This is a genomic window from Shimia sp. W99, from assembly GCF_053851455.3.
Genome location: NZ_JBSQBU020000001.1, coordinates 2,096,769 through 2,121,987, shown reverse-complemented (window position 1 = coordinate 2,121,987; position 25,219 = coordinate 2,096,769). Strand labels below are relative to the sequence as shown.

Annotated in this window: 22 protein-coding genes and 1 tRNA gene; 15 read left to right on the top strand and 8 right to left on the bottom strand. The window is 56.9% G+C overall.

The window, feature by feature from the left end:
- Position 1 precedes the first annotated feature (1 nt).
- Both ACS3QZ_RS10600 and ACS3QZ_RS10595 read left to right on the top strand, forming a co-directional pair.
- Positions 2-1,456, top strand: coding sequence for an NAD-dependent succinate-semialdehyde dehydrogenase (locus ACS3QZ_RS10600; RefSeq protein ID WP_456037798.1), 1,455 nt, complete (start codon positions 2-4; stop codon positions 1,454-1,456).
- Between the two features lie 29 nt (positions 1,457-1,485).
- Positions 1,486-2,895, top strand: coding sequence for a Glu/Leu/Phe/Val family dehydrogenase (locus ACS3QZ_RS10595; RefSeq protein ID WP_456037797.1), 1,410 nt, complete (start codon positions 1,486-1,488; stop codon positions 2,893-2,895).
- A 491-nt stretch (positions 2,896-3,386) separates the two neighbouring features.
- On the opposite strand, the gene ACS3QZ_RS10590 is transcribed toward ACS3QZ_RS10595, so the two are convergent.
- A complete protein-coding gene (locus ACS3QZ_RS10590; RefSeq protein ID WP_456039330.1) occupies positions 3,387-4,049 on the bottom strand; it encodes a rhomboid family intramembrane serine protease in 663 nt (220 codons plus the stop codon).
- 334 nt (positions 4,050-4,383) lie between these two features.
- Here ACS3QZ_RS10590 and ACS3QZ_RS10585 point away from each other — a divergent pair, with 334 nt between their 5' ends.
- The 8 genes from ACS3QZ_RS10585 (at position 4,384) to nusG (ending at position 13,071) form a co-directional block, all read left to right on the top strand.
- Positions 4,384-5,121, top strand: a complete 738-nt coding sequence (locus ACS3QZ_RS10585) for a hypothetical protein (protein WP_456037796.1) — start codon at positions 4,384-4,386, stop codon at positions 5,119-5,121.
- 761 nt (positions 5,122-5,882) lie between these two features.
- Positions 5,883-6,560, top strand: a complete 678-nt coding sequence (locus tag ACS3QZ_RS10580) for a hypothetical protein (RefSeq protein ID WP_456037795.1) — start codon at positions 5,883-5,885, stop codon at positions 6,558-6,560.
- 113 nt (positions 6,561-6,673) lie between these two features.
- Positions 6,674-7,963, top strand: a complete 1,290-nt coding sequence (locus ACS3QZ_RS10575; RefSeq protein ID WP_456037794.1) for a leishmanolysin-related zinc metalloendopeptidase — start codon at positions 6,674-6,676, stop codon at positions 7,961-7,963.
- Positions 7,964-8,129: 166 nt separating this feature from the next.
- Positions 8,130-9,011, top strand: coding sequence for an ExeA family protein (locus ACS3QZ_RS10570; protein ID WP_456037793.1), 882 nt, complete (start codon positions 8,130-8,132; stop codon positions 9,009-9,011).
- A 50-nt stretch (positions 9,012-9,061) separates the two neighbouring features.
- The gene (locus ACS3QZ_RS10565) at positions 9,062-10,555 is read left to right on the top strand and encodes a GumC family protein (protein ID WP_456037792.1); all 1,494 of its coding nucleotides are present in this window, start codon (positions 9,062-9,064) and stop codon (positions 10,553-10,555) included.
- Between the two features lie 22 nt (positions 10,556-10,577).
- Positions 10,578-11,381, top strand: a complete 804-nt coding sequence (locus ACS3QZ_RS10560; protein WP_456037791.1) for a tyrosine-protein kinase family protein — start codon at positions 10,578-10,580, stop codon at positions 11,379-11,381.
- Between the two features lie 463 nt (positions 11,382-11,844).
- Positions 11,845-12,540, top strand: a complete 696-nt coding sequence (locus ACS3QZ_RS10555) for a sugar transferase (protein ID WP_456037790.1) — start codon at positions 11,845-11,847, stop codon at positions 12,538-12,540.
- A 3-nt stretch (positions 12,541-12,543) separates the two neighbouring features.
- On the top strand, positions 12,544-13,071 hold the full coding sequence (gene nusG / locus ACS3QZ_RS10550) for a transcription termination/antitermination protein NusG (RefSeq protein WP_456037789.1): 528 nt from the start codon (positions 12,544-12,546) through the stop codon (positions 13,069-13,071).
- 251 nt (positions 13,072-13,322) lie between these two features.
- On the opposite strand, the gene ACS3QZ_RS10545 is transcribed toward nusG, so the two are convergent.
- From ACS3QZ_RS10545 to ACS3QZ_RS10535, 3 genes are all read right to left on the bottom strand, one after another.
- Positions 13,323-14,482, bottom strand: a protein-coding gene (locus ACS3QZ_RS10545) for an IS3 family transposase (protein WP_456035993.1) whose coding sequence is annotated in 2 segments (ribosomal slippage) — positions 13,323-14,233 and positions 14,233-14,482 — 1,161 coding nt in all. Because the reading frame shifts where the segments join, the coding sequence is not laid out codon by codon here.
- 36 nt (positions 14,483-14,518) lie between these two features.
- Entirely contained in the window at positions 14,519-15,742 is a 1,224-nt protein-coding gene (locus tag ACS3QZ_RS10540; protein WP_456037788.1) for a site-specific integrase, read from the bottom strand.
- A 292-nt stretch (positions 15,743-16,034) separates the two neighbouring features.
- Positions 16,035-16,108, bottom strand: a tRNA-Cys gene (locus tag ACS3QZ_RS10535).
- Positions 16,109-16,344: 236 nt separating this feature from the next.
- On the opposite strand from ACS3QZ_RS10535, the gene ACS3QZ_RS10530 reads away from it, so the two are divergent.
- The 3 genes from ACS3QZ_RS10530 to ACS3QZ_RS10520 all read left to right on the top strand — a co-directional run bounded on the left by ACS3QZ_RS10530 (position 16,345) and on the right by ACS3QZ_RS10520 (position 19,671).
- Positions 16,345-16,998, top strand: coding sequence for a protein-L-isoaspartate O-methyltransferase family protein (locus ACS3QZ_RS10530; RefSeq protein WP_456037787.1), 654 nt, complete (start codon positions 16,345-16,347; stop codon positions 16,996-16,998).
- Between the two features lie 40 nt (positions 16,999-17,038).
- Positions 17,039-18,469 carry a TolC family outer membrane protein gene (locus tag ACS3QZ_RS10525; RefSeq protein WP_093090827.1) on the top strand — a complete coding sequence of 477 codons (1,431 nt, stop codon included), beginning with the start codon at positions 17,039-17,041 and terminating at the stop codon, positions 18,467-18,469.
- 149 nt (positions 18,470-18,618) lie between these two features.
- Entirely contained in the window at positions 18,619-19,671 is a 1,053-nt protein-coding gene (locus ACS3QZ_RS10520) for a hypothetical protein (protein WP_456037786.1), read from the top strand.
- A gap of 75 nt (positions 19,672-19,746) precedes the next feature.
- Here the strand turns inward: ACS3QZ_RS10520 and ACS3QZ_RS10515 are convergent, their stop codons facing one another.
- Complete coding sequence (locus tag ACS3QZ_RS10515) at positions 19,747-20,067, bottom strand: DUF6280 family protein (RefSeq protein ID WP_093090823.1); 321 nt, start codon at positions 20,065-20,067, stop codon at positions 19,747-19,749.
- Positions 20,068-20,284: 217 nt separating this feature from the next.
- Here ACS3QZ_RS10515 and efp point away from each other — a divergent pair, with 217 nt between their 5' ends.
- On the top strand, positions 20,285-20,848 hold the full coding sequence (gene efp, locus ACS3QZ_RS10510; RefSeq protein ID WP_456037784.1) for an elongation factor P: 564 nt from the start codon (positions 20,285-20,287) through the stop codon (positions 20,846-20,848).
- A gap of 90 nt (positions 20,849-20,938) precedes the next feature.
- On the opposite strand, the gene ACS3QZ_RS10505 is transcribed toward efp, so the two are convergent.
- The gene (locus ACS3QZ_RS10505) at positions 20,939-21,751 is read right to left on the bottom strand and encodes a fructosamine kinase family protein (protein WP_456037783.1); all 813 of its coding nucleotides are present in this window, start codon (positions 21,749-21,751) and stop codon (positions 20,939-20,941) included.
- The gene (gene ygfZ / locus ACS3QZ_RS10500) at positions 21,748-22,488 is read right to left on the bottom strand and encodes a CAF17-like 4Fe-4S cluster assembly/insertion protein YgfZ (protein WP_456037782.1); all 741 of its coding nucleotides are present in this window, start codon (positions 22,486-22,488) and stop codon (positions 21,748-21,750) included. Before ygfZ ends, ACS3QZ_RS10505 begins: the two co-directional genes overlap by 4 nt.
- A 71-nt stretch (positions 22,489-22,559) precedes the next feature.
- Here ygfZ and ACS3QZ_RS10495 point away from each other — a divergent pair, with 71 nt between their 5' ends.
- On the top strand, positions 22,560-23,240 hold the full coding sequence (locus ACS3QZ_RS10495; RefSeq protein WP_456037781.1) for a TIGR04283 family arsenosugar biosynthesis glycosyltransferase: 681 nt from the start codon (positions 22,560-22,562) through the stop codon (positions 23,238-23,240).
- Here ACS3QZ_RS10495 and ACS3QZ_RS10490 read toward each other — a convergent pair.
- On the bottom strand, positions 23,237-25,117 hold the full coding sequence (locus tag ACS3QZ_RS10490; RefSeq protein ID WP_456037780.1) for an ABC transporter ATP-binding protein: 1,881 nt from the start codon (positions 25,115-25,117) through the stop codon (positions 23,237-23,239). The genes ACS3QZ_RS10495 and ACS3QZ_RS10490 overlap by 4 nt on opposite strands.
- Positions 25,118-25,219 lie beyond the last annotated feature (102 nt).

The window sequence follows — 25,219 nt, the reverse complement described above, 5'->3', positions numbered from 1 at the left end:
CATGCTAAAACTGAACGATTCCGCACTTCTTGAGACCCGCGCCTATGTGAATGGGCACTGGATCGAGAACGGCAACAGCTTTCCGGTCTTCAACCCTGCGACCGGGGAGAAGATTGCGGATGTGACCGACCTTGGCGTCGAAGACGTCTCGCTCGCCATCGACGGTGCTTATGATGCCAAGGCAGCCTGGGCGGCCAAGACAGGCAAGGAGCGCGGTGCGATCCTGCGCAAGTGGCATGATCTGATGGTCGAGAACATCGACGATCTGGCCACGATCCTGACCGCTGAAATGGGCAAGCCTCTGACCGAGGCCAAGGGGGAGATCATGTATGGTGCGTCCTATGTCGAGTGGTTTGCCGAAGAGGCAAAACGCATCTACGGGGATGTTATCCCAGGCCATCAGCCCGACAAGCGCATTGTGGTCCTGAAGCAGCCGGTCGGTGTTGTCGGCTCGATCACGCCGTGGAACTTCCCCAATGCGATGATTGCTCGCAAGGTGGCGCCTGCGCTCGCCGTAGGCTGCACCTTTGTTGCGCGTCCTGCTGAACTGACCCCGCTGTCGGCATTGGCCATGGCGGTGCTAGGCGAACGCGCCGGTATTCCCAAGGGCGTGTTCAGCGTGATCCCGAGCAGCGACGCATCCGCCATCGGCAAGGAATTATGTGCCAACTCCAAGGTGGCCAAGATCACCTTTACCGGCTCCACCCGTGTCGGGAAGATTCTGATGGAGCAGGGGGCTGCTACGGTCAAGAAAGTCTCGATGGAGCTTGGTGGCAACGCGCCGTTCATCGTGTTCGACGACGCCGATGTCGATGCGGCTGTTGAGGGCGCACTGATTGCCAAATACCGGAACGCCGGCCAGACATGCGTCTGCGCCAACCGGATTTACGTTCAATCGGGAGTCTACAAGGAGTTCTCCGAGAAACTTGCAAAACGCGTGTCGGCGCTGTCCGTCGGGGATGGCTTCGAGGAGGGGGTGGCGATCGGTCCATTGATCAATGAGGCCGCCCTGTCGAAGGTCGAGGCGCATCTGTCGGATGCGATTGCCAAAGGCGCCAGAATTGCGACAGGCGGCAACCGGCATGCACGTGGTGGGACATTCTTTGAGCCGACCGTCGTTACCGGTGTGACCCGCAGTATGCAGGTGCAGCACGAAGAGACCTTTGGGCCAATTGCGCCACTCTTTGAATTTGAAACGGAAGACGAGGCCGTCGAACTGGCGAATGATACGGAGTTCGGCCTTGCCGGATACTTTTATGCCAAGGACATCTCCCGCGTCTGGCGCGTCGCCGAACGCCTTGAGACGGGCATGGTCGGTATCAACACCGGTTTGATTTCGACGGAAGTCGCGCCCTTCGGCGGCGTCAAGCAATCGGGGCAGGGCCGCGAAGGCTCCAAATACGGAGCCGATGATTACCTCGAACTCAAATACATGTGCTTCGGCGAGATCCACTGAGATCGCTAAACCAATCCAAGGACAAGACCATGTCGGGCAGCAAGACCTTTCTCCAGGACGTCAATGCGATGTTCCAGGAAGCCGCAGACCTCATTTCGATGGAAGAGGGGCTGGCCACGAAAATATCCGTGGCAAACTCAACATATATCACGCGGTTTGGTGTCAGACTGCGTGGGAAAATGCATACATTCGAAGGCTGGAGATCGGTTCATTCCAATCATCCCAGCCCTGCAAAAGGCGGGATCAGATACGCCTCCTACGCCAACCTTGACGAGGTTGAAGCCCTGGCGGCTTTGATGACCTACAAATGCGCCTTGATGGACATTCCGTTTGGTGGATCAAAAGGCGCGCTGAAGATTGATCCCAAGGAATGGACCCAGGATGAGCTGGAACGCATCACGCGTCGTTTCACGCAAGAGCTGGTGCGTCACGAATTCCTGACGCCGAGCCTCAATGTGCCGGCGCCTGATGTCGGGACAAATGAAACCACCATGATGTGGATGGCCGACGAATATCGACGCCTGCGGCCCACGGATATCAACGGATCCGCCTGTGTCACGGGCAAACCTCTTGCCGCTGGTGGAATCGAAGGCAGGATCGAGGCGACGGGCAGGGGGGGGCAATACTCCATACAAGCGTTCTTCGAGTCAGAAATTGATCGCGCAAAAGCCAAGCTGCCCAGCACGCTTGAGGGAGCCACGGTTATTGTTCAGGGCCTTGGGAACGTTGGCTATCATGCGGCCAAGTTTCTCTCTGAGGAAGACGGATGCCGGATTGTATCGGTTATCGAGCGCGACGGCGTGGTCCGGAACCCCGACGGTCTCAACATTGAAGAACTCAAGAAGCACATCAATGAGACCGGCGGCGTCCGGGGTTTCAAAGGCGGCGTGCATTCGCTCGATTCAACGGACGCGTTGGCGGATGAATGCGATATCCTGATCCCGGCGGCCCTGGAAGGCGTCATTACCGAGGACAATGCGCCCTACCTTCGCACGAAACTCATCGTGGAGGCGGCAAACGGACCTATGACTTTCAAGGCGAACGAAATTCTCCGAAAACTGGGCGTCATCATCATTCCCGATCTCTTTGCCAACGCAGGTGGTGTGACCGTCAGCTATTTCGAGTGGGTCAAGAACCTTACGCATATTCCTTTCGGGCTCATGGAACGGCGGCGCGATGAAATGGGCCACAGGGTTCTCGCACAATCGCTTGAGCGTATGACGGGCAGTCAGTTCCCGGAAGACGGCGCCAACGCTTTTTTGCAAGGCGCACGAGAGATCGACCTTGTCCGCTCGGGGCTGGATGACAAGATGCGCTCGGCCTATGCGGAGATGTCCAACCTCTGGAATACCGATGACCAGATCCCGGACCTTCGGACAGCAGCTTACATTATCGCCGTGCGCCGGATTGCGGGTATTTACAAAGCACTGGGCATCTGAGCCATGGATGCGCAGGTACCACGCATTGTTGTTGTCGGAGGCGGGGCAGGTGGTCTGAACCTCATCACCCGGCCAAGTAGGTCTTTGGGGCGAAAGGGACGGGCCGACGTCATACTCGTCGATGAAAACCTGTCCCATATCTGGAAACCCTCGCTGCATGAATTTGCAGCGGGAACGAAGGGATCCTAAGAAGAGATCAGCTTTCTCGAGCATTTCAACCGAAACGGATTACCGCCCTTTCCTGAGGACGGTAACCGCGTCGCTGCTCCGCTGAGTAGCGCGGTCTAAGCGCGGAACAATGGGCAACATCACTGCCCAAGCTGAGACAAGTTCGAATCCGTTTGACAGCACCTGCCTGGCGGCACCGCAGGATGGTTTGTCGCTGGAAGAGGATGAGCGCCAAAGGCGCGTTTGAATCTCGTCTACGTTTTCACGGGTTCAAACGCGTTCCCTATTTGCCGCCCGACTGATCGTCGCAATGGGGTACTGGATTACTCGGTGTGTTCGTTCTCTGGAGTATGGGCAATCAGCGGGCCGGCGATCCAACCGACGATGAATCCTCCCAGGTGAGCTTGCCAAGCAAGTTGTCCTTCCAATGCCCACCAAAGCAAAAGGTTGAAACCAGCGAGGGCCAGAACCGTCAAAGAAATGTGGCGCCGGTCCACATTGTCTGCGTCTGGGTGCACAAATGCACAGGCCATCAAAGCGCCCAACAAACCAAACAGTGCGCCCGATGCCCCTACCATTGGTTGCAAGCCGGGGGCGAAGAGTGCAAACCCGGCGCCCCCTCCAAGAGTGGTTGCGACATACAGAAGCAAGAAATTTCCTTGGCCCATACGGACCAGGACCGGTCGCCCCAGCGACCAGAGCGTGATCATATTAACAGTCAAATGTATCGGGCCGCTGTGCAGGAAGCTGTGCGTTATGAACATCGTATATGGCTGGGCTGCATAATTTGGCTGCCAATTCCCTAGAAGGCCGGGCCAAAACGCTCCGTACTCGAGCACAAGTCGCCTCAGGTGCGTAGACCAAACTAATCCGAGGTCTGCAGCGCTCAAAGCGATCTCGATCACGCAGCATGCAGTGATAAGCAGATAGAGGAAAAAACGATTCGGTTTCAGCTTTGCCTCCAGTGCAAAAGCTCGCCATTCCATGCTCAAAAGCGCATTCTGCCCGGCGCGTCAAACACGTTTTTTGGGGTTAATCCATCTTGTGGACAACCTTGTGAGTGCCGGGAAGTTGATAAGAAGGTTTCTGATTTGGCAACAGTGGACCCCAAATGCGCGGCATTTCCGTCCAATTGTTTCACTTTTGCCAACGAGTCGTGGCGAGATTGTGGCCCTACGCCCCTCGGCTGCCTCCTTTTCGCCGCATTTCGTTGACATCGAGGGCGATAAAGCGCTATAAATACCGGTAGTTTCAACCTTTGGTCGCTTGTCACGAAGTGTCATTATTGCGAGCGAACGTTTAGTGTGAGGGCAAAGCAATATGAAAAAGTTTAGTACGGCACTTTCGGTAATTGCGCTGGCGACGCTGGCTGCGCCGGTTGCACAGGCTACGACGATCATCGATCATTTTACGAAGGCGCAGTGGGTGACCGATGACCCATTTGATTCGCTTCCGAATTATTCGGAAGTGGCAGATGGCGGGATCATTGGTGGTGCCCGCGACATGCTCGTTACGACAAATCCCTCCGTGGAGTTAGGGACACAACTTCGCTCGGCTACAGGAGCGTCGGGCAGCGAACTGACCTTCTCAAATGCCACTAAGCAATTTGGAACGGCACTTATTGTCTATGACGGTGTTGGTGGTTTTGATGGCGTCAACCTTGGTTCGATCAATAAAAATGGCCTTGGAGGCATTGATCTGACGAATGGTGGGGGGCATAACAAGTTCTTTTTCGGTGTCACATATTTTGACCTCGACGGCGCGTTGGACTTTGAGATGCAGGTTTGGGACACAGACAACAAGTCTTCAACTTACACTGAAACCGTAACACTTGGCCTCAATCCCTTTCTGAAATTCAATGAGTTCACCGGCAACGCGGACTTCACGAAAGTTGGCGCGATCGCTTTCCGGCTGACGTCGACGAGTGTATCTTTCGACGGCGCCATTGACCTGATCTCGGTTGTGCCGGTTCCTGCATCTGCTCTCTTGCTTCTGGGCGCGTTGGGCGGTCTCGGCGGGATCTCAGCATCCAAGCGTCGTCGTCGCAAGGCGGCTTGAAAAACAGTTCTGCCTAAATCCGAACTATGTGGACGAGGCGGTAGCACAATGAAAAGGGCCATGGTGGTTTAAGTCGCCGTGGCCTTTTGCATTTGGGGCGTTGAAATTGCTGGCCGGCTCAATATGGCCAGCACTGCCAGTATTCGTTGGGTGCGAACTTGGCGAGAAAATGCGAAGCGGCGTTGGCCCGAGTGCTGCTTGGTTCGTGTGTAGACAAAGCGTGCAATCCCGTTGGGCTGTGACGGCCCTGGAAGTAGGCTCGACAGTTACAATGAGGCTCTAAGAACGAAGGCCGGCGGCTCAATCAACTTGACCGGAATGGCTTGAGCGTTCACTTCCATGGTTGGAACCAGACGGGGTGACGCGAGTGCGCACGCATAAACGAATCATGATGTGACGGGCAATCCAGATAAGCGCAATTGTTTCCAAATTCGCCTTGATATGCCCCAACACACTTGACTGTTCGCGAGCTGCACATGGAAACCTCACCGCTGGCGCGCGGATCCCGCAATCACAGGTTGAATTTATGGCTTTTCGCCTCAAAAATGCCAAAAAGTCTCCAATTTTGGGTCTAAATGTGCGAAAGTTAAGATAACGTTTCCGCTGACTTGCCTATTTCCTGAGTCATATGTTCGCCGCTGAAGAAAGTTACTACGGTATGAGCAATTTGAAGGCAGGAGAAAACAGAAGGCGGGGCAGGGACGTTCAGCGGGTTAGTGTATGCCCGCATCAATATTTATGTGTTTGTTAGGATCAAGCCTATGAGAATGTCGAAAACTTTGATAGCAATTCTCGCTTTTGGCGCTTTGAGTGTAAGCTCCACACTTGCCAGCGCGGCGACTGTGTTCAGTTGGTCTGAAGCGACGCACGGTTCATCTGTCACTTCGGGGACGCTTTCGATCGACCGTATTATCCCGGACCCCGGTGTCAAAAAATACGCGTACTCAATGAGGTTGTCGAATACATCGAACGACTCCAGCGTCTTGACAGGGTTCCTGCTGCAGGTTGATCCAGAACTTGCAACTATTTTGTCTATTACCACGACCAGCTCGTTCATAGAGGAAAAGGTTGGGAGTGATCCCTATACTAGCTCATTTGATTTTTGCTTGGGTAACATTTTGACAGGCTCTTGTCTGGGCAATGATCCGAATGGCCCTGTTCAGCCGGGTCAGTTTGTGGACATAGACATCGTGTTTGAGGCTGATGCACCGTTGACGTTTACAGCTGCTGGTGCACGCTTTCAGCGGACCACATACCCGGGTAGCGGCCTCATTGGCGATAGTTTGAAGTTGACCGACACATGCTCGGTAAACTGCAATGGCAGCCCTGGAGGCGGTGTGACACCTCCTGTGGTTCCGCTGCCTGCCGGACTTCCCCTTCTTCTCTCGGCCTTTGGACTTGGGGGGCTTCTGAAGCTTCGCCGCCGAAAATCGGCATAGCAGTAAACCTGAAAACCTACAGAAAATGGGGCGCCCTTTCGGGCGCCTTACTTTTGCCATGGACCTCACATAGAAGCTACTCCGGCGCGGGGGCGTAAACGAGTGAGTTGGACATGCAAAAGCGAGACTTTGCGGGGCCAGGTGCCCCTTTGGCGGATTTGCTTCCGCCTGAATTCGATGCAGAATTGGTGGCTTCCTTTTTTGATAGCAGTGCAACGGATCGCAAGGCGGAGCTGCTCCCTGACAGCGACGGCCCAGTCTTAGAGCAAGTGCAGGCTTCAGAGGAGCCGCAGCTTGAGGAAACGGACAACACCAACCACCTGAGTAGCGACCGCACCATTTTTGACAGCGACACACCTGCATCATCCGAGGCGGACAAGCGCGAGTTTGCCAAATTTGAAGCGGCTGATCCTCTTGTCCTGGTCGATTCATATCAATCCTCGAATGCGTTTTCCGGCCTGGAAATCGCCGGTAACAATGCGCCGATTGACCTTTGGAAATACGCTCGTCCTCTGGGTGAACACGACGATGCCACTGACAGCCCTCTAACGGGCGCGGGGGCAAAACCAACCTGGTCTGGCGGCGGCAAAGGCAGCACCGACGATGGGAGCGATTCCGGAACAGGTGGCAAGGGAAAGGGTAAGACCAAGAGCGGCGATGGAACAACCGGCGACGACGGCGTAGTCACGCCCCCGCCTGATGACGGTGTGACGCCGGTCGAGCCCGACTTCGTCAGCGGCATGGACAACCCCACAGGGTACAATATCGCGATCGTGTATGTTGGTACTTGGAGCGAAACTCTCCGCCAGGGAATTGAAAACGCCGCCGAGATGATCAGTACTTTGATCACCGATGATCTTCCCGATCACAACGGCATCGACGATATTTCTATTACGGCAACATTGGAAAACATCGATGGAACAGATGGTTACTGGGGTTGGGGAGGGTATGACACCCTGCGCAGCGACAGCCTTCTCCCAAGTTCAGGCTACATAAAGTTTGATACCTCGGATACGGACAGGATTGAGTCCCTTGGCCTTTGGGAGGATCTGATGCTGCACGAAATGTTGCACGCGTTGGGTTTTGGAACGACATGGTCCGACATGGGATTGGTCGAGGACTTTGGGGGTGACTTGAGGTTTACTGGCGCAAACGCAACCGCAGCCTACAACCGGGATTTTGCCGACATCGCGAAGCACGATGCTTTGGCCGACTTTGGCGTCGCCGTGGAAACTGAGGGCGGACCCGGGACGGCTGGCGTTCACTGGGACGACGCAACATTCAAAAATGAGTTGATGACCGGACAACTAAATTACGACAACTATCTGTCGGACATGAGCATCGCAGCATTGGAAGACATGGGGTATGGTACCGTCCTTGCAGACAGTTTCATCTTTACTTAGAGTAATTTAGGCGATTGAAGGCGCCCGGCTCAGTGCTGTGGGACGGGCGCATCTTTCGTAGCAAATTTTCGCCGGGTGTGTTTCGCGCTTTCGACATCTATTCTATAGACATTAGGATGGCATGAAGAATTTCTAGCCATCTTGGTTTGAGTGAGTTGAGTGAAGCATGGGTGCTGCCCTGTACAACGACTATTTCGGATTTCGCGAGAGACCATTTTCTCTATCGCCTGATCCGGACTTTCTGTTCTGGTCCAAGGCACACGCCAGGGCTATTTCAGTGCTTGAATACGGTATCGTAACAAGGGCGCCTCTTACTCTTGTCTCCGGCGAGGTCGGGACGGGCAAGACCACGTTGATTCAGCAACTTCTGCGCAATCTCGAGAATGATGTGACCGTTGGGCTGATTTCGAACGCCCGCGGCGATCGTGGCGACTTGCTCCGTTGGGTTCTAGGCGCGTTTGATTTGGATGTACCAAGCGATGGCGATTACGTGGACCTCTTTCAGCGGTTCCAAGATTTCGTGTTGGCGGAGTACGCGGCCGGTCGACATGTGGCTCTGATTGTTGACGAGGCGCAGAACTTGGGCATCGAAACCTTGGAAGAATTGCGAATGCTCACAAATATCAACTCCGGCAAGGACGAGCTGCTGCAAATCATCCTTGTCGGTCAACCTGAATTACGCGTTATGGTCCGCAAGCCAGAGCTGCGCCAATTTGCACAACGCGTAACGGCGACCTACCATTTGGAGCCAATGGACTTAGACACCACTGTGAATTATGTCATTCATCGGTTGAAGCACGCGGGCGGGACCGGCAAGGAATTCACCCTTGAGACCATACGCCATATCTACAACGAATCTGAAGGAATCCCGAGAGTAGTCAACAAGTTGTGTGATCTCGCTCTTGTTTATGCTTCCACTGCAGGAGAAAAAGAGGTCGGCGTGGGCACGATCAAGGAGTTGATCCAAGACGGACTGATCCTGAAGTCGTCTAAAGAGCCTTTGGTTTTGACTGAGCGAATTGATAATGTGGGAAAGGCCGCTGAATGAACTTTGACCTAAGTTTTTACTGGGCCATATTCCTGAGGCGCCTCCCGGTGATGGCATTATTCGTACTGCTGTTTTCGTCGCTGGGTATCGTCGCAGCTCTGAAGTTACCTGAAACCTACATGACGTCCGCACGGCTATTGCTGGAGGCGTCGCATATCCCCGACAGCATGGTTTCCTCTGTCGTGCAGTCCAGCGCTGCTCAACAGCTCGAAGTCATTGAGCAGCGTTTGATGACCCGTGCGAATTTGATCGACATCGCTAACCGTTTTGACGTGTTCGAAGATATGGACGCGATGGAACCTGACACCGTCAACACGAAGATGAAGGAGGCTACAAAAATTCGTCGGCGCGGCGGTCGAGAAGGTGGTCGGGGTGATAGCTCAATAATGATGACGATAAGTTTCGAGGCGCGTACCGGACAGATTGCCGCGAGCGTCGTGAATGAATACGTCACCTTGGTATTGGAGGAAAACTCCAAATTTAGGGCTTCTCGCGCTGAGAGCACGTTGGAGTTTTTTGAACATGAGGTCGAGCGGCTAAATGACGAGCTCAGCCGAAAGAGTGTGGAAATTGCCAACTTCAAGAGTGAGAATGCCAAAGCTCTGCCCCAAGACCAAGCTTTCCGACTTGGGCGCGAGAACAGTCTCCAAGAACGTCTTGATCAGCTGGCGAAAGAGCTTGCAGTAGCGGAGCAGCGACGAGAACAAATCAAGCTCAACTTTGAAAATCCAAGAAAACCCGCTGAAAACGCCCGTAGCGCTTATGAAGAAGAGCTGGTCATTGGTAAGGCGGAGCTTGAGCGCCTGAGGGAATCTTATGGCGAAAGCAATCCCAGGATTATTAGACTGAAGGATCGGATCAAGAGGTTGGAAGCGATTGTTGCCGCGCGGAATTCGGTTGATGGGACAGCCGGAGAAAGTGAAGACATCAAAACGCTTTATGATGCCGCGTTGAAAGACGCCGACGGCAAAATCAAGGTGATTCGAGACCAGATTGAAGCAACGGAGGACGAGCTCGAAGAGCTCAGGAAAAACATCTCTAGAAGCGCAGTCAATGCGATCCGGCTTGCGGAGCTGGAGCGTGATTATCAAATTCTCCAAACACGATATGGTTCGGCGGTATCCAATCTGAATTTGGCGCGCATGAGTGAACGTATTGAGTCCACCGCACAAGGTCAGCGGATCAACGTGATCGAGAACGCCAGTGTGCCACAGGTACCCAGTGGGCCCAATCGCCCCTTGATTGCGGCCATTGGTATCTTTTTCGGCTTCGGCTTGGCCGTGGGGTACTTTGTCGTGTTGGAGCTTTTGAATTGGGTAATTCGGAGACCTTCGGAACTTTCGGAGCGTTTCAACATATCGCCGCTTGTGACGATTCCATATATCGAAAGCCGGATGGAGAAAGCTGTGCGTCGCGGTGCGCTTGTGGTGACATTGGTCGCCGTGCTGATCGGGGTGCCGGCGGTACTCTGGTATATCGATACACATTATCTTCCTTTAGAGTTGATTGTACAAAAGAGCCTGTCCAAGCTCGGGCTTGGGTAGACGAATCGGGAGACAAAGCCCTGTGGAAAAACTGCAAGCAGCCCTTGACAAGGCCCGTAACTCCCGACGCGAGCGCACTGACCCAGGAGTGGAGGTCAAGCCGGCTGCTAAGGAAACACAACCGTCCAGTGTCGATGCGCGCTGGCAGGCGCTAACCTCCTTCGACGCGAAAGATGCGGATCTAATACGGCATCGAGTTGTGACCCGGCATGCGCGCAAAGAAGCGACTCCGTTTGACATTCTGCGCACCAAGGCACTTTTGCAGATGCGTCAAAACGGCTGGAAGCGACTGGCAATTACATCGCCAATGCCCCAGTCCGGTAAGACCACCACGGCATGCAACCTTGCGCTTGGGCTTGGACGTCAGAGAGACCTGCGTGCTATGCTCTTTGACTTGGATCTTCGCGACCCTTCTGTGCATGCCTTTTTCGAAACTCAGCCGCCTTATTTGATCGGCGAGATGTTGACAGGGGCTGTTTCCTTCGAAGAGCAAGCCTTGCGCTATGGTGACAACGTCGCTGTTTCCATGTCCTTGCATCCTGAAACTGACCCGACACGAATACTGTTGGCCGAAGATACCGCGGAGAAGTTGACTTCGATCCAAGAGGCGTATGAGCCAGATGTCATGATCTATGATCTTCCTTCGGTACTTGTGAACGATGACACGCGGGCATTTCTTAAGAACGCAGATTGCGCATTGATTGTGGTCCGCTCTGATTCAACGACTTACAGTCAATTCGAGCATTGCCAGCGCGAGGTCGCCGAGCAAACTAATGTTCTTGGTGTGGTTTTGAATGCCTATCGCCACGACAAGCGAACCACATAACCCGCAAATTTCAGGCCAATGTGAGACACAATGTTCCTGGAGTTAGTGGTGTTTTCCCGGGTGGTTAATGATTGATTTTTGCTCGGCGAGAAACCTGAACACAATCGAGAAACTCGGCTACATAATTCAAACCTGGTCGTCAGCCCACGAGTTCGATGAACCAATGAGACGGGAAAGCCCAAGACTGTGATATGCCGATTCGCACGAGCGGGTCCGACACGTGCCGCACAAACACATCTCCAATTGACGTGATGCGGGTCCAATTGTTTTCGTGTCAGGGTCAATGCCGGCACTTGGGTGCACTTTGTTGCTGGTTTACAAATTGTTACTTCAAATCACTTGATTACATCTGCTAATAACAAGAGGATTAACAAAAGAATAATATCTGAGTCTTTGAGACATGCCTCGAAGTTGAGGTTCGGTTGGCAGTGAATTTTTTTGCTTCCTTTGGAGGGGGTCAGTTTTGAAAATAGAAGCCGCTGCATTGTACGGCCAAGCCGTTCCTACCGAAGCATCTATTTCCGCGGTTCGGAAAGCTTCCGTCGAACGTGACAACTTGCTCCACGACTACAATGGATTTTTTGTTGCTAAACGTGCGTTGGACTGGATATTCGCTATCCTGGTTTTTCCTACCTTTTTGGTAATCACCGCCATACTTTTTTTGGTGAACCCTCTGTGGAACCGCGGCCCGGTTTTCTTTCGCCAAGTAAGGATGGGGCGGGGTGGAAAACCATTCACCATGTGGAAGTTCCGGACAATGACGGAAAACGGCGCGTCCGTACGCGCTGCCGATGCGCCGCTTGACACGCACCGTATCACACCGCTGGGTCGCATGTTGCGCCGGACCAAGCTCGACGAGTTGCCGAACATCCTAAATATTTTTTCGGGTGATATGAGCCTTGTGGGGCCGCGACCTGACGCTTTCGATCATGCCTGCGAGTACATTGCGGGCGTGCCACATTATTGCAAACGTTTTACCGTGCGTCCCGGCATCACGGGGTTAGCACAAGTGCGCGGAGGCTATGCCGACAACAGGCGTGCAGTGGCGCGCAAGGCGCGTTATGACACTTTTTACATCAAGAACTCCAGTCTGCGTATGGAACTGTATGTGATCTCTTTGACTTTTGTGGTTGTCTTCTCGGGCTTCGGACAACGGTAAGCTATGGCTGGTGGAGCAGTTTCTGAAAACCACAATGATCCTTGGTTTCTTGCTCAGCTTAAGCCAGGTGGATTAGAGCGCGCAGTGACAAACCTTGCTCGGCAAGGTTATGAGAGCTTCATGCCGATGCGTGAGGAGACGCGCCGTCGCGCAGGGCGATGGGACAGGGTGCGAAAGCCGCTTTTCCCGGGGTACCTATTCGTCAAGGTGCCGCATACTCAGATGCATTGGCGGTCTATCAATTCCACTTATGGTGTCGCAAGAATAGTTGCACTTGAAGCAGGGCGCCCAACAAGAGTTGATCCCGACCTTGTTGCGGCTTTAAAGGTTCGTTTCCGCTTCAATGGAGAGCTGAAACAACCAGCCGAACTTGAGGTTGGCAACAGGGTAAGAGTAATCACCGGGCCTTTGGCGGACAATCTTGCGGATATTGAAGCTGTCCCGGAACGTGGGCGCATCCACGTTCTTCTGCAGTTCATGGGGCGCTATACTAGGGCTGTTCTGGCTACTGACGACGTGGAGAGTGTCTAACTAACATTTGTGTCGTGCGTCGTATGCAGATTCAAGCGAATCGCAGAGTTGGCTTGCCAATCTCATTTCATATTACGCACTATGAAGCGGCTGGAAGGGGTGTCGTTTGACAAAGGGCAACGTAGCGCCAGCTTCGGCACCGGATTGGCCTTCTTCCCTGAAAAGCCCCCGATTTGAAGTTAGCCTGTTCTCCAACTGAGGAGACGGGCGATGAAGTGACCTGCCTGACCTGCCCCCCGATGGTCCCTCATTCAAAACGAGAGTCTGCGGGTCTGGTTTTCATATTCTTCGGTTTCGGTTTGGGCAAGCGCGCCGGGCGCGGAGCCCTCATTTGGCTCAAGCGCCCGGCGCGCTTCCGCGGGTGTTTGATTGCCGAGCGATGAGTGCGGCCTGACGTTGTTGTAGTCGTAGCGCCAGAGGGCCAGAATTCGCCGTGCATCTTCCAAGCTGTCGAACATCTCCTCGTTCAGCAACTCGTCCCGGAGGCTGCCGTTGAAGGACTCGATGAAGGCGTTCTGCTGGGGCTTGCCCGGATCGATGTAATGCCAATCGACGCCGTTGTTGTTCGCCCATTTCAGGATCGCCCGACTGGTGAACTCGGTGCCGTTGTCACTGACTATGCTGGCGGGCCTACCATAGACCCGGACAAGCGCATCCAGTTCCCGCGCCACACGGGCACCCGAGATGCTGGTATCGGCCATCAGACACAGGTTCTCGCGGCAGCAATCATCGTTCACCGCCAGAATGCGGAACCGTCGCGATGCCCCGAACGTGTCGGACAGGAAGTCCAGAGACCAGCGTTCGCCGGGCCTCAGAGCCTCGGGCATTGGCGTCCGCGATCCCCGCGCCCGTTTGCGACCCCTTCGTCGCCTGACGCCCAGCTTCTCCTCCGTGTAGAGGCGGTACAGCTTCTTGTGGTTCATGATCATCCCCTTGCGCTCCAGCATAACGCCGATCCGCCGATAGCCGAACCGGCGCCGCTGGACTGCGACGGCTTTCATCTCCTCCCTGATCTCAGGATTGTCGGGCGGGCGTTCACGCCTGACAGTTTTGGGATCGACACCAACGAGCCTGCACGCTCGGCGCTGCGAGATGTCATGATCCCGCATCGCCTTGAGCGCTGCATCCCGCCGTTCGGTTGGCGTCGTCAGTTCTTTCCCAGCAAGTCTTTCAGAACGGCATTGTCCAGCATCGTATCTGCCAGAAGGCGCTTGAGCCTGGCGTTCTCGTCTTCCATCGCCCTCAGCTTAGCGACATCCGACACCTCCATGCCGCCATACTTCGATTTGTACTTGTAGAACGTGCCCTGGCTGAGACCGTGCTTGCGGCACACCTCCGCTGTCGGCATGCCTGCTTCCTGCTCTTTGATCATCCCAATGATTTGCGCTTCCGTGAAACGGCTCTTTCGCATCTGTTTGCTCCTTCGAAAGGTTGAGCAAACTCTACATCAGAACGAGGGAGAATTTGGGGGGCAGGTCATATGGAAGACAAGGCCGGGCTGCTTGATGCCCAGTTTTGGTAAGAAACTTTCGTTACACCAGCGCCCAAGGTTACGGCCATAGCCGCCGTTTGCACTGTAGCTGTAGTCTGGAAACAAGCGCGTACCCCGTCGGCGGCTTTCTACGAAGTCGAGAAAGCCCAATTGGATCAACTCAGGGTGCAGTGGCACCTTGCGCCTACCTGCTGTGGACTTCACGCTCTTGTTGTCGTCACCTTCGTCGGTGATATTCAGAAACCAAGTGTCACCGTCTTGCTGTATGTCAGCGATGTCGAGTTGGCATACTTCGTTCAAGCGCGCTCCGGTGAACATGCCCAACAGCATCCCCCACTTGTGGCTGTCGCTGCGCACCAACCCTGCGGGGTTTAGTGTCAACTCAGTATAAAGCCGTTGGGTTTGGTCTGGGGTAAATGGCTTGCGCTCAGTCTTGCTTTTCTTGGCCTTGGCTACTTTCATGCCGTCAAAGAGGCTGTGTGGCGTATGACCGTGCCGTTCTGCCCAATCGAAGAACATCTTGAACATTTGAATGTGACTGTTGATCGTCTTGGGTGCGATCTTGTTGTGTCCGGGTTCTTTGATGACTTGCGCAAGTGGCATTGCTTTCAACTTCGGTTTAGTGTTCCTGCTTGCCGGTAACTCCTGCAAAACCTTCTTAACCTCGCTGGCATCCTGCTTGGTGATCGTGCCAAGGAGGCGGCTAGGCCCAAAGTACTCAACGAGAATGTTCAAGTAAGCACGGTTCTGCCCGATGGTCTTTGCAGCCCATTGTCGAGAGTGTTCCGCGATGAAGTCGTCCACTGCCGTCCCCAAGGGCGAAGACACGGGCAGCGTCGGCGCAGGACGCACGGGAGGGTTGGCTGGGCTTGTGTCAAAGGAATAGTGCTCAAGGCGCTCTACGGCCTCTAGAACGCGTGCCAGCATGTCTCTGCGGCCCTTGCGCAGTTCGCGGCGCAGCGACGGCAGGTTGTCGCGCCATTGAATGGGACTGAGACCCACAGCTTCGCAAATTGCTTCGCTGTCGAGGTACAAATCGGAAAGCAGGTCTTCACCTTCCGCCGCGTTCTCGTGCACAGAAATCTCATCTTGCATCAGTTCGATGGAACGCTGGGCAAAACCAGTGTCATTCATCTTCTCTAGGTATCGGTCCAGCATCGTCTGGAAGTAGTCGCGCACCAGCGATCTAATCTCATCCTGCCTTAAGTGTGCCAAGTCGTGTCTATCCCGCATCAGTTGGCCGCAACATGCTAAATACCGGGACAAAGTTCCAGCTTGCGTTGCACATCGGGTCCGCAAGGAAATCCGGACAGTTGTCCTCTTTCTGTCTAGTGAAGAAGGGATAGGCCAGCGAAAGTAAAAAATTCCATGTCTGGAACAGGTTAGATAAGTTGACAGCTTCATGGTTGGTGTGTCCCACTTTGTGTCACACTCGACCACTCAGTCGCTAACCCTGTGATTTAGAAAGAAATGGAGGCGAGTACCGGAATCGAACCGGTGTACACGGATTTGCAATCCGCTGCGTCACCACTCCGCCAACTCGCCATCCGTGGTGTTTCGGGCAGGCCCGAAAGTGGTGGCATACATGGTCTGAAATCCGGGGCGGTGCAAGTCCTTTTTTGGGCCCCAATACTCCGAAAACACCGTTTTGAAGCGGGACAGGTGGGCGGGTCAGGCCATGTGTCGCGGGGGTTGGGGCGGAAAAGCGGGGGCGGGACGTTGCCGAGCGGGGGGAGTTGTGGCAAGAGAGGGCATCCCGAGTCTGAGCACATGAGTTTGGAATGACCGACTATACCGCCCTGCGCACCACCATGGTTGATACACAGGTACGTCCTTCGGACGTTACCAAATACACCGTCATCGAGGCGATGTTGAGCGTTCCGCGGGAAGCCTTCGTGCCGCGCGACTGCCGGGATGCGGCTTATGTCGGGGAACATATTGCCCTGGGGGGCAAACGGGTGATCCTAGATCCGCGCACGCTGGCCAAGATGCTGGACGGCCTGGATATCCAGAAAGACGAGTTGGTGCTGGATATTGGCGTGGGGCTTGGTTACTCCACGGCGGTCATCGCGCGTATGGCCGAAGCCGTGATTGCGATCGAGGATGATGAGGATCGCGCGGCGGAAGCGCAGAACCTTTTGGCCGAGCAGGGTGTCGACAATGCGGTGATCCACACGGGCGCCCTGACCGACGGTGCGGCGGAACATGGCCCCTATGATGTGATCGTTGTGCAAGGGGGTGTGGAATTTTTGCCGGATTCCCTCACGTCGCAGTTGAAAGAGGGTGGCCGTATGGTCACTCTGTTCGTAGAGGGCGCCTTGGGCGTGGTCCGGATCGGATACAAGATCGACGGCGAGATCAATTGGCGGTTTGCATTCAATGCGGGCGCGCCGGTTTTGCCGGGGTTCGAAAAACACCACGCCTTCGAACTTTGAGCACGACCGGAAGGGTCGGGCCGCAACAGGTGAGGGAATAATGTTCCAACAGGTACGCAAGGCGGTTCGCACGGGGGCCTTGGCCTTCTCGGTTTCGGTTCTCGCGGTGGCATCTGCCTCGGCAGAGACATTGTCCGATGCGATGGTGTCGGCTTATCGGCACAGTGGTCTGCTGGAACAAAATCGCGCTCTTTTGCGGGCTGCGGACGAAGACGTGGCCGCCACTCTCGCTTTGTTGCGACCCGTGTTGAACTGGTTCGGTGAGATTAGGCACACCAGCAGCAACGCACGCAACGCTGGATCTGTTGGCCGGGTCGTCAGCAACGACCGGCAATATGCGTCCATTGGGCTCGAATTCCAGTTGCTGCTTTTTGACAATGGGGCCACCCGTCTCGCGGTTGATGCGGCCAAGGAAACCGTTTTGGCGACCCGTCAGGCGTTGGTATCAGTCGAGCAGGCCGTTTTGTTTGACGCGGTGCAGGCATTCATGTCGGTCGTGCGCGATACGGAAATCGTGTTGCTGCGTCAGAACAACCTGCGTGTGCTGGAACGCGAGTTGCAGGCCGCGCGGGACCGTTTCGAAGTTGGCGAAGTGACGCGTACTGATGTCGCGTTGGCCGAAGCCCGGCTGGAAGGCGCGCGGGCGCAATTGGCGGCGGCACAGGGGGATCTGCTGCAGAGCCAGGAATTCTATGCCTCTGCGATCGGGCATCGCCCGGGCAAACTGACGGCTCCGACGCGCCTGCCATACACGGCGAAATCCGTTGATGACGCCAAGGCGGTTGCCATTCGATCCCACCCGGAGATGATCCGGGCCCAGCATGAGATTTCGGCTGCGGAGCTGAACGTGCTGAGAACCAAGGCGCAGATGGGACCGACCGTGTCGCTTGGTGCGCGCTATGGGACAGAGCAGGAATTCGGCAACAACTTTTTCTCGGACGGGGCCTCGGTTGGCGTGACTCTGGGTGGGCCGATCTATCAGGGCGGGCGCCTGTCTGCGCTGTCCCGCCAGGCCATGGCGCGGCGCGATGCGGTGCGCGCTGGGCTGCACGTCACGCGGCACGGAATTCGCGAAGCTGCGGGTAGTTCCTGGGCACGCCTGATTGCATCTGGTGCGGCGATCACCTCGAGCGAACGCCAGGTGGACGCGGCGCGGATCGCATTTGAAGGGGTGCGTGAAGAAGCCAAGCTTGGTGCGCGTACAACGCTGGACGTGCTTACGGCGGAGCAGGATCTTCTGGATGCCGAAGCCAACCTGATCACGGCAATGGCAACACAGCATATCGCGGCCTACGCGGTGCTTTCGTCGATGGGGTTGCTGACCATTGATCACCTCAACTTGCGGGTCGAACAATATGACCCCGAGGCCTATTACAACCTCGTCAAGGACGCCCCCGCAGTGCACTCCAAGCGAGGCAAACAGCTCGACAAGGTCTTGAAGTCCTTGGGCAAGGCTGCCGACCATAACTAGGGTTCGAGGGGCGTGTTGGCGCTGGGGCGCGGGATTCGGCGCCACGTTATTGCGAACAGCGTCCTGTGTGCGTTTACAATTCTTCCTATAGGTTGTGCGAAAAGCACGCAGTCGCTACACTTGCGACGAGGAAAGAGTGGTACTGCACAATGTCTGATCCCGTCACCAATTCTGAGATCGAAGATGTCCTGACGTCTATTCGTCGGCTGGTTTCGGAGAATCGCAAACCGGCGCAGGCGGCTGCACCCGTGGCGGTTTCGCATGGCGAAAACGAAGCAAAACAACTTGAATCAGAGCATCCACCCGCGCCGCCGGCGTTGGTCCTGACGCCGTCATTGCGGGTGGCGGAAGTGCCGCAGGAAGCGGAAGCCGATGGCGGCGACGACTTAGCCCCCGAGGACGAATCGTTTGCCGCGTGGGACGACGTGGACGATGGCGAAGAAGCCGCGGCCGAAGCCGCCGCGAAAGAAGACATCGCGGCGGATATCGACGAAGATGCCGAAGATGCGGTGGCCGCGTGGGAAGAAGATGCTTCGGAGCTGTCTGATGGGGATGGTGACGACTGGCACGACGACGAGCTTGATGCGGGGTCGGATGTCATCGAAGCCGAGGCCATGGCGAACACGGACGCTTGGGACGCGCCGGAAGCGGCGCCCGATGCCCCGGAAACGGGAGACGCCGACGCGTGGCACGACACCTTCGAGGACGCGGGCGAGGATCGTGACGCGGATGTCGCGGAGGATCACGTCGAAGCCGGGCAGGACTCCGAAATGGCGGGGGAAGAGGAAACGCCGTTCGATTTCCAGCAGGTTCTGGATGCGCGCATTGTACAGTGGCGCGAAGGTGAGCCCGCGTTCGGCCCGGAAGAGCCGGATGCCCCGGGGGACAGTGACTATGCCGGGACGGAAACGGTCGCGACGGGATGGAGTGCCGCGCCCCGCGAAGAGGATTTGGAAGCAACGACTTTCGAGCAGGCGCTTCAGGATGAGTTCATCGAAGAGGTCGAGTCCGCAGTAATGCCGGACCTGGCCGATGGCGTGGACGAGGCTGCGGAGATCGATGAAGAAATGCTGCGCGAGATGGTGGCCGATATCGTGCGCCAGGAACTGCAAGGTGCCTTGGGAGAGCGGATTACCCGCAATGTGCGCAAGCTGGTCCGGCGCGAGATACATCGGGCGCTGGCGGCGCATGATCTGGACTGACGAAGCCACCAGTTGAGAAAGGAAAAGCGGCGCGCCCAATAGGCGCGCCGCTTTTTCATGGGACGAGCGAGGAAATCAGGCGGCTTCGGCCTGTGCAGCGGCGTTGCGCCGTTCGCTTTCTTCGCGCGACAGGGCCACCGATGTGCGGACCCCTTTGGCGACGAATTCCATAAGACCCGAAACAACGCGTTCGTTGGGGTCAATTCCGGCGCAGGACAACACCTCGCGCCCGTCTCGCGACCGGGCCCAGCGGGCAATCTGTTCCGGACCATTGCCGTACTTCTTGTCGTCGGCGATGGCATCATCGAGTGCGGCCAGCACAACAGCCGCGAAAAGTTTGCGAGCGCGGTTGCCTTGCTCGTTGTTAAAGGCCGCTCCATCAACGAAATCGGTCATCTCGTCGTCCTTGTATTATTGCTCTTGTGTTTTCGGCGTGACGCCCCTTATGGCGCAATTCATTTGATTCGGATAGGGCAGTGTTGCATATCTTCTATGCACAATTTGCATAGCATTCTGCGTTTGCAGCACGAGATACGCCACCTTGCCACCTGTCAGCCTGCCAGATATAGGAGCGGGTGAACTCGGATCAACCTTTCTGACATGGTTTTGTAACATGCCCAAGATCAACGGTAATGAAATTCGCCCCGGCAACGTGCTGGAGCATAATGGCGGTCTTTGGGCCGCTGTCAAAGTAGACCACGTGAAGCCCGGTAAGGGCGGTGCCTTTGCCCAGGTCGAGCTGCGTAACCTGCGCAACGGCTCGAAGCTGAACGAACGCTTCCGCAGCGCCGACAAGGTGGAGCGGGTGCGTCTGGAACAAAAAGATCAACAATTTCTGTATGAAGACGACGGAATGCTGATCTTCATGGACACCGAAACCTATGAGCAGATCCAGCTTCCGGCGGATCTGTTGGGGGACCGGCGTCCGTTCCTGCAAGACGGAATGACGATTGTTGTGGAGTTCTACGAGAACGAAGCGCTGAACGCGACACTGCCGCAGAAAGTGATCTGCAAGATCGTGGAAACCGAGCCGGTGGTCAAAGGTCAGACGGCGGCGAACTCGTTCAAACCGGCGGTTCTGGACAACGGCGTGCGGGTCATGGTGCCGCCTTTCGTGGGACAGGACGAGGACATCGTGGTCAACACCGAGACCATGGAATACTCCGAACGCGCCTGATGTGACGTTGCGTTTCTTTTGGAAAGGGCCCGCCAAGCGCGGCCCTTTTTTGTTTTGGGTATTTGGAACCAATGAGAAATGGGAGTCGCGTTAGACCTTGAGCGTGTCGAGCAGACGCGTGACGAGAGCCTGATAGGTGGTCCCAAAGAGCTTCAGGTGCACAAGTGCGGGCCAGAGCTGGTAGATCGGGAGGCGTGTGCGCCAGCCCGGATCGGGGGCGCCGTAGCCTTGCCAGAATATGTCCGGAGGGGCGGCGAAAAGGTGCAGCATGGCGAGGTCGACTTCGCTGTGGCCAAAATAGCAAGCGGGGTCGACCAGCCATGCCTTTCCGTTTCGGTCGAAAAGCACGTTGCCGGACCAGAGGTCGCCATGCACGAACGCGGGCGGCGGTGTTGCCGGGAGCAGATCGGGCAGGCGGGTGGCCAGGTGTTCAAGACGCAGGGCGATATCCGGCGGGAGGGTTTGGAGATCTGCCAACAAGCGGTGATCGGCCCAGAAACCGAGCCAGTTCGAAGTCCTTCGGTTGCAGATGGCGACGGCGCCGAAGGCATAGTCTTCGTGCCAGCCGTAACGTTCACCGGTCCGGGCGTGTAGTTGGCTTAGGGTTGCTCCAAGATTACGCCAACCCGCCGGAGAGGCGCTGGCTTCTTCGACATGGGCCAACAGGAGCAAGGTGCTTTCGGCCGCGAGGACTTCGGGAACCGGCGCGCCGCCCCGTGCCATGGCATGCAACATGCGGGCTTCGGTGGCGACGAGCGGGCCGGTCTTGGCCACCACGTTGCGCCCGTCGGCCAGGGTAAGCTGCGCGACCTGCGAGAGGTCGCCGCCGTGTAGCGGGCGCGCGTTGAGGACGGCGGAGCCAAGCAGCCTTTCGACCGCATCGCTCAGCCTTTCCGGGGTCATGTTGTCCAGCGGATGCGGGCGCCGCCGGCCTGCATGTCGCCGCCCGCGCGATCAAAGCGCAGATAGGCCAGCGCGCGGGTGCCGGATTGGGTAAAGAGTGTACCGATGGCGCGGCCATCACGGATGATTTCTGTTCCCACCGGGGCGGTGCCGTCAATCTCGACCACTGTCAGCCCCTTGCGTAGTTCGGTCTTGTGTTTCATGCGCGCGGTGACTTCCTGTCCGACATAACAGCCTTTGCGGAAATCGACGCCGTTCAGTCGCTCGAACCCGTTTTCGAGGATATAGCTGTCTTCGGTCAGCTCCACGCCGGAAGCAGGGATCGCAAGCGCAACGCGCAGGGCGTCCCAGTCGGTTGTGTCGCCGGCCTGGGGCGTATCCCGATAGGCACGCCAGCCCAAGTCGGGGTGGCGGGGGTCCGGGTGGCCGTCTTCGGGGACCGGTCCGGTGCCCCGATGCAAGTGCAAGTTGGTGGTGGCGATTTCGATCGCAGCGCGCAGTTTGTACATGGCGAGGCGCGTCTGAAGGGCGGGCGCCTGTGCGCTGTCTGCGTCCAGGAGAACAGTGTCCCCATCACGGAGCAGGAAGAAATCGGCCAGATACTTGCCCTGTGGGGTCAGGATGGCGGTGTAGAGCAGGCCACCCGTGAGCTGGGTCATGTCATTGGTGATCAGCCCCTGCAGGAAGTGATCGGTATCGGGGCCGGTGATGCGGAGAATGGTTCTTGGGCGGTCCATGGCGTGTCCTGTTCTTGCGCTTCTTGTTCATATAGAAGCAACAGGGCCGTGCAACAGGGCAGGAGAGAGAAATGCGCGCACCGGTTTCGGTGATTATCCCGACCTTGAACGCCGAAGGGGCGTTGGCGGCGTGTCTGGCTGCGCTGTTCGAGGGGCTGCAAAGCGGGGTGATCCGCGAGTTGATCGTGGTAGATGGCGGTTCGGATGACGGCACTGCGGCCATGGCCGAGGAGGCCGGCGCTGTTGTGCTGCGCACTGCGCCTTCCAGGGGGGGGCAGTTGCGTGCGGGCGGCGCAGCGGCCGAGGGCGAGTGGCTTTTGTTCCTGCATGCGGATACGTGCCTTGAACCGGGGTGGAGTGAAGCCGTGATGGCGCACATGGCGGCCTCTGGCGAGGCGGGGTATTTCCGCCTGCGTTTTGATGCCGGCGGCGTGGCGGCGCGGGTCGTGGCAGGCTGGGCAAACCTTCGGTCGCGCCTTTTTGGACTGCCTTACGGGGATCAGGGGTTGCTGGTCTCGCGCGCTCGTTATGAGCAGTCAGGTGGTTTCGCCGATATGCCGCTGATGGAAGACGTGGCCATGGCGCGGGCGCTGCGGGGGCAAATGCGGGGGCTGGATGCCATGGCCGTCACCAGCGCGGAGAAATACCGCCGCGCGGGTTGGATGCGGCAGGGGGCACGCAATCTCTGGACGTTGGCCCGGTATTTTGCGGGGGTATCGCCGGAAACCTTGGCTGAAAACTATCGGCGTTAGGGGCCGCTAACCCAAGGCAGCCGAGACAGGAGGCGGCCGAACATGGTTCTGGGGGACTCGTCGCCCTGCGGCGCGTCATCCGCGACCGGTTTGAGCGCCTTTTTTTCGGCGCTTTCACCTGTCGTGTTGAATTGCAGGTTGTAAAGCTCGGCATAGAGCCCGCCGCGTTTCAGAAGCTCGTCATGGGTGCCCTGATCGACAACCTGCCCCCGGTCCATCACCACGATCTTGTCGGCTTCCCGCACGGTGGACAGACGGTGTGCAATGACAAGGGTCGTGCGGCCTTGGGACAGTTCGTCCAGCGCCTGTTGCACGAGGGTTTCAGACTGGGCGTCCAGGGCGGAGGTGGCTTCGTCCAACAAGAGGATCGGGGTGTTGCGCAGCAGGGCGCGGGCGATCACCACGCGCTGGCGCTGACCACCCGACAGGTTGGAACCGCGCGGGCCGACCTCGGTATCCAGACCATCCGCGAGCTTGGGCAAGAACTCGGCAACATGGGCGGCCTTAAGTACGGCCTGAAGCCGGTCGTCGTCGATATTATCCTGACCCAGAAGGATGTTTTCGCGCAGGGTTTCGTCAAACAGCATGGCGTCCTGCGAGACGACGGAAAACATGTTGCGCAAATCGGTCAGGGTCAACTGGCGGTTGGCGACGCCGCCCACGAGCGCCTCGCCGGACTGCGGGTCAACGAGCCGGGTCAACACGTTGAACACGGTGGATTTACCGGCCCCCGAGGCGCCGACGATGGCGGTTGTCTTGCCGGGTTCGGCGGTGAAGCTGGCCCCCTGCAGCACGGTCGTATCCCCATAGGCAAGCGTAACATTGCGCAGTTCGATGCCGGGTACGTCCTTGGGCGGGGCAAGAGGGTTGCTTGGATCGGTCAGCGTGGGCTGGGTGTCGACCAGTTCCTTGACGCGTTCAATCGAGGAGGCAATGACCTGCCAGCGACCGGCAATGCCACCAAGGCGGCGCAGGGGTTCGAACATCATGCCCATGGCCGTGAAAAAACTCATGAACTGCCCCACGGTCTTTTCCCCGGCGACGATCTCGCTGCCGCCGTAGAGCAGGACGAGGAAAAAGCCGAGACCGGCGGTGAAATCGACCATGCCGGCAATCGAGGCCGTCCCGACCGAGGCGCGGATTTCAGCGCGCACCAACCGTTTGGTGGACTGGCGGAACTTGTTGGATTGGTAGTCTTCAAGCCGGTTGAGCTTGGTCGGGATGATGCCGTGGAAAATCTCGTCCAGAAGGGTGGCGATGCGCGCCCCGAGATCGCGGGCTTCGCGTGACCGGCGGCGGACGAATTTCTGCGCGGCCAGCGTAGGAAGGATCAGAAGCGGGGTGCCGACGCAGGCAATCAGGGTCCAGATCGGATCGACGCTCACAGCCACCACGAGCAGCGCAATAAGTGACACGAGATCCCGACCCGCACGGGTGATGAAGGTGGACCAGATATTGTTGATCGCCTGAACGTCTGACTGCACACGCTGGATCAGGAAGCCCGGGGGGTGCGTCTGATGATAGGCGTTGTCCTGAAGCATCAGATGTCCGAGCAGGTCGGTGCGCAGATCGGCCGCGGCCTTTTGCGACACGGATGTCATCATGACCTTGTGCAGGATGCTGGTGACGCCACGGGTAAAGAAAATGCCCGCGAAAACAAGGGCAACGAACCAGAGTGCCCCTGAATTGCCCGGCGCAAAGGCCGTATCGAACATGGGTTTCACCATGTAGCTGATCGCGCCCAGCGTCGATCCTTCGATGGCCATCAGAACTCCGGCAAGAGCCAGAATCCATTTGTATTTTCTGAGGTATCCACGCCAGATCCAGAGTATCAGCGCACGGCTGTCCTGGCCATAATCTGCTTCTTTGTCTGCCACGTGGTCCGGCCCTGTTACCCATTCTTAGGCATTTGGTTTACAGCCCGGGCACGGGCAAAACCAGAGGCAAAGGGGCGGGTGCCGGTTTTTAGGGCGGTTTCC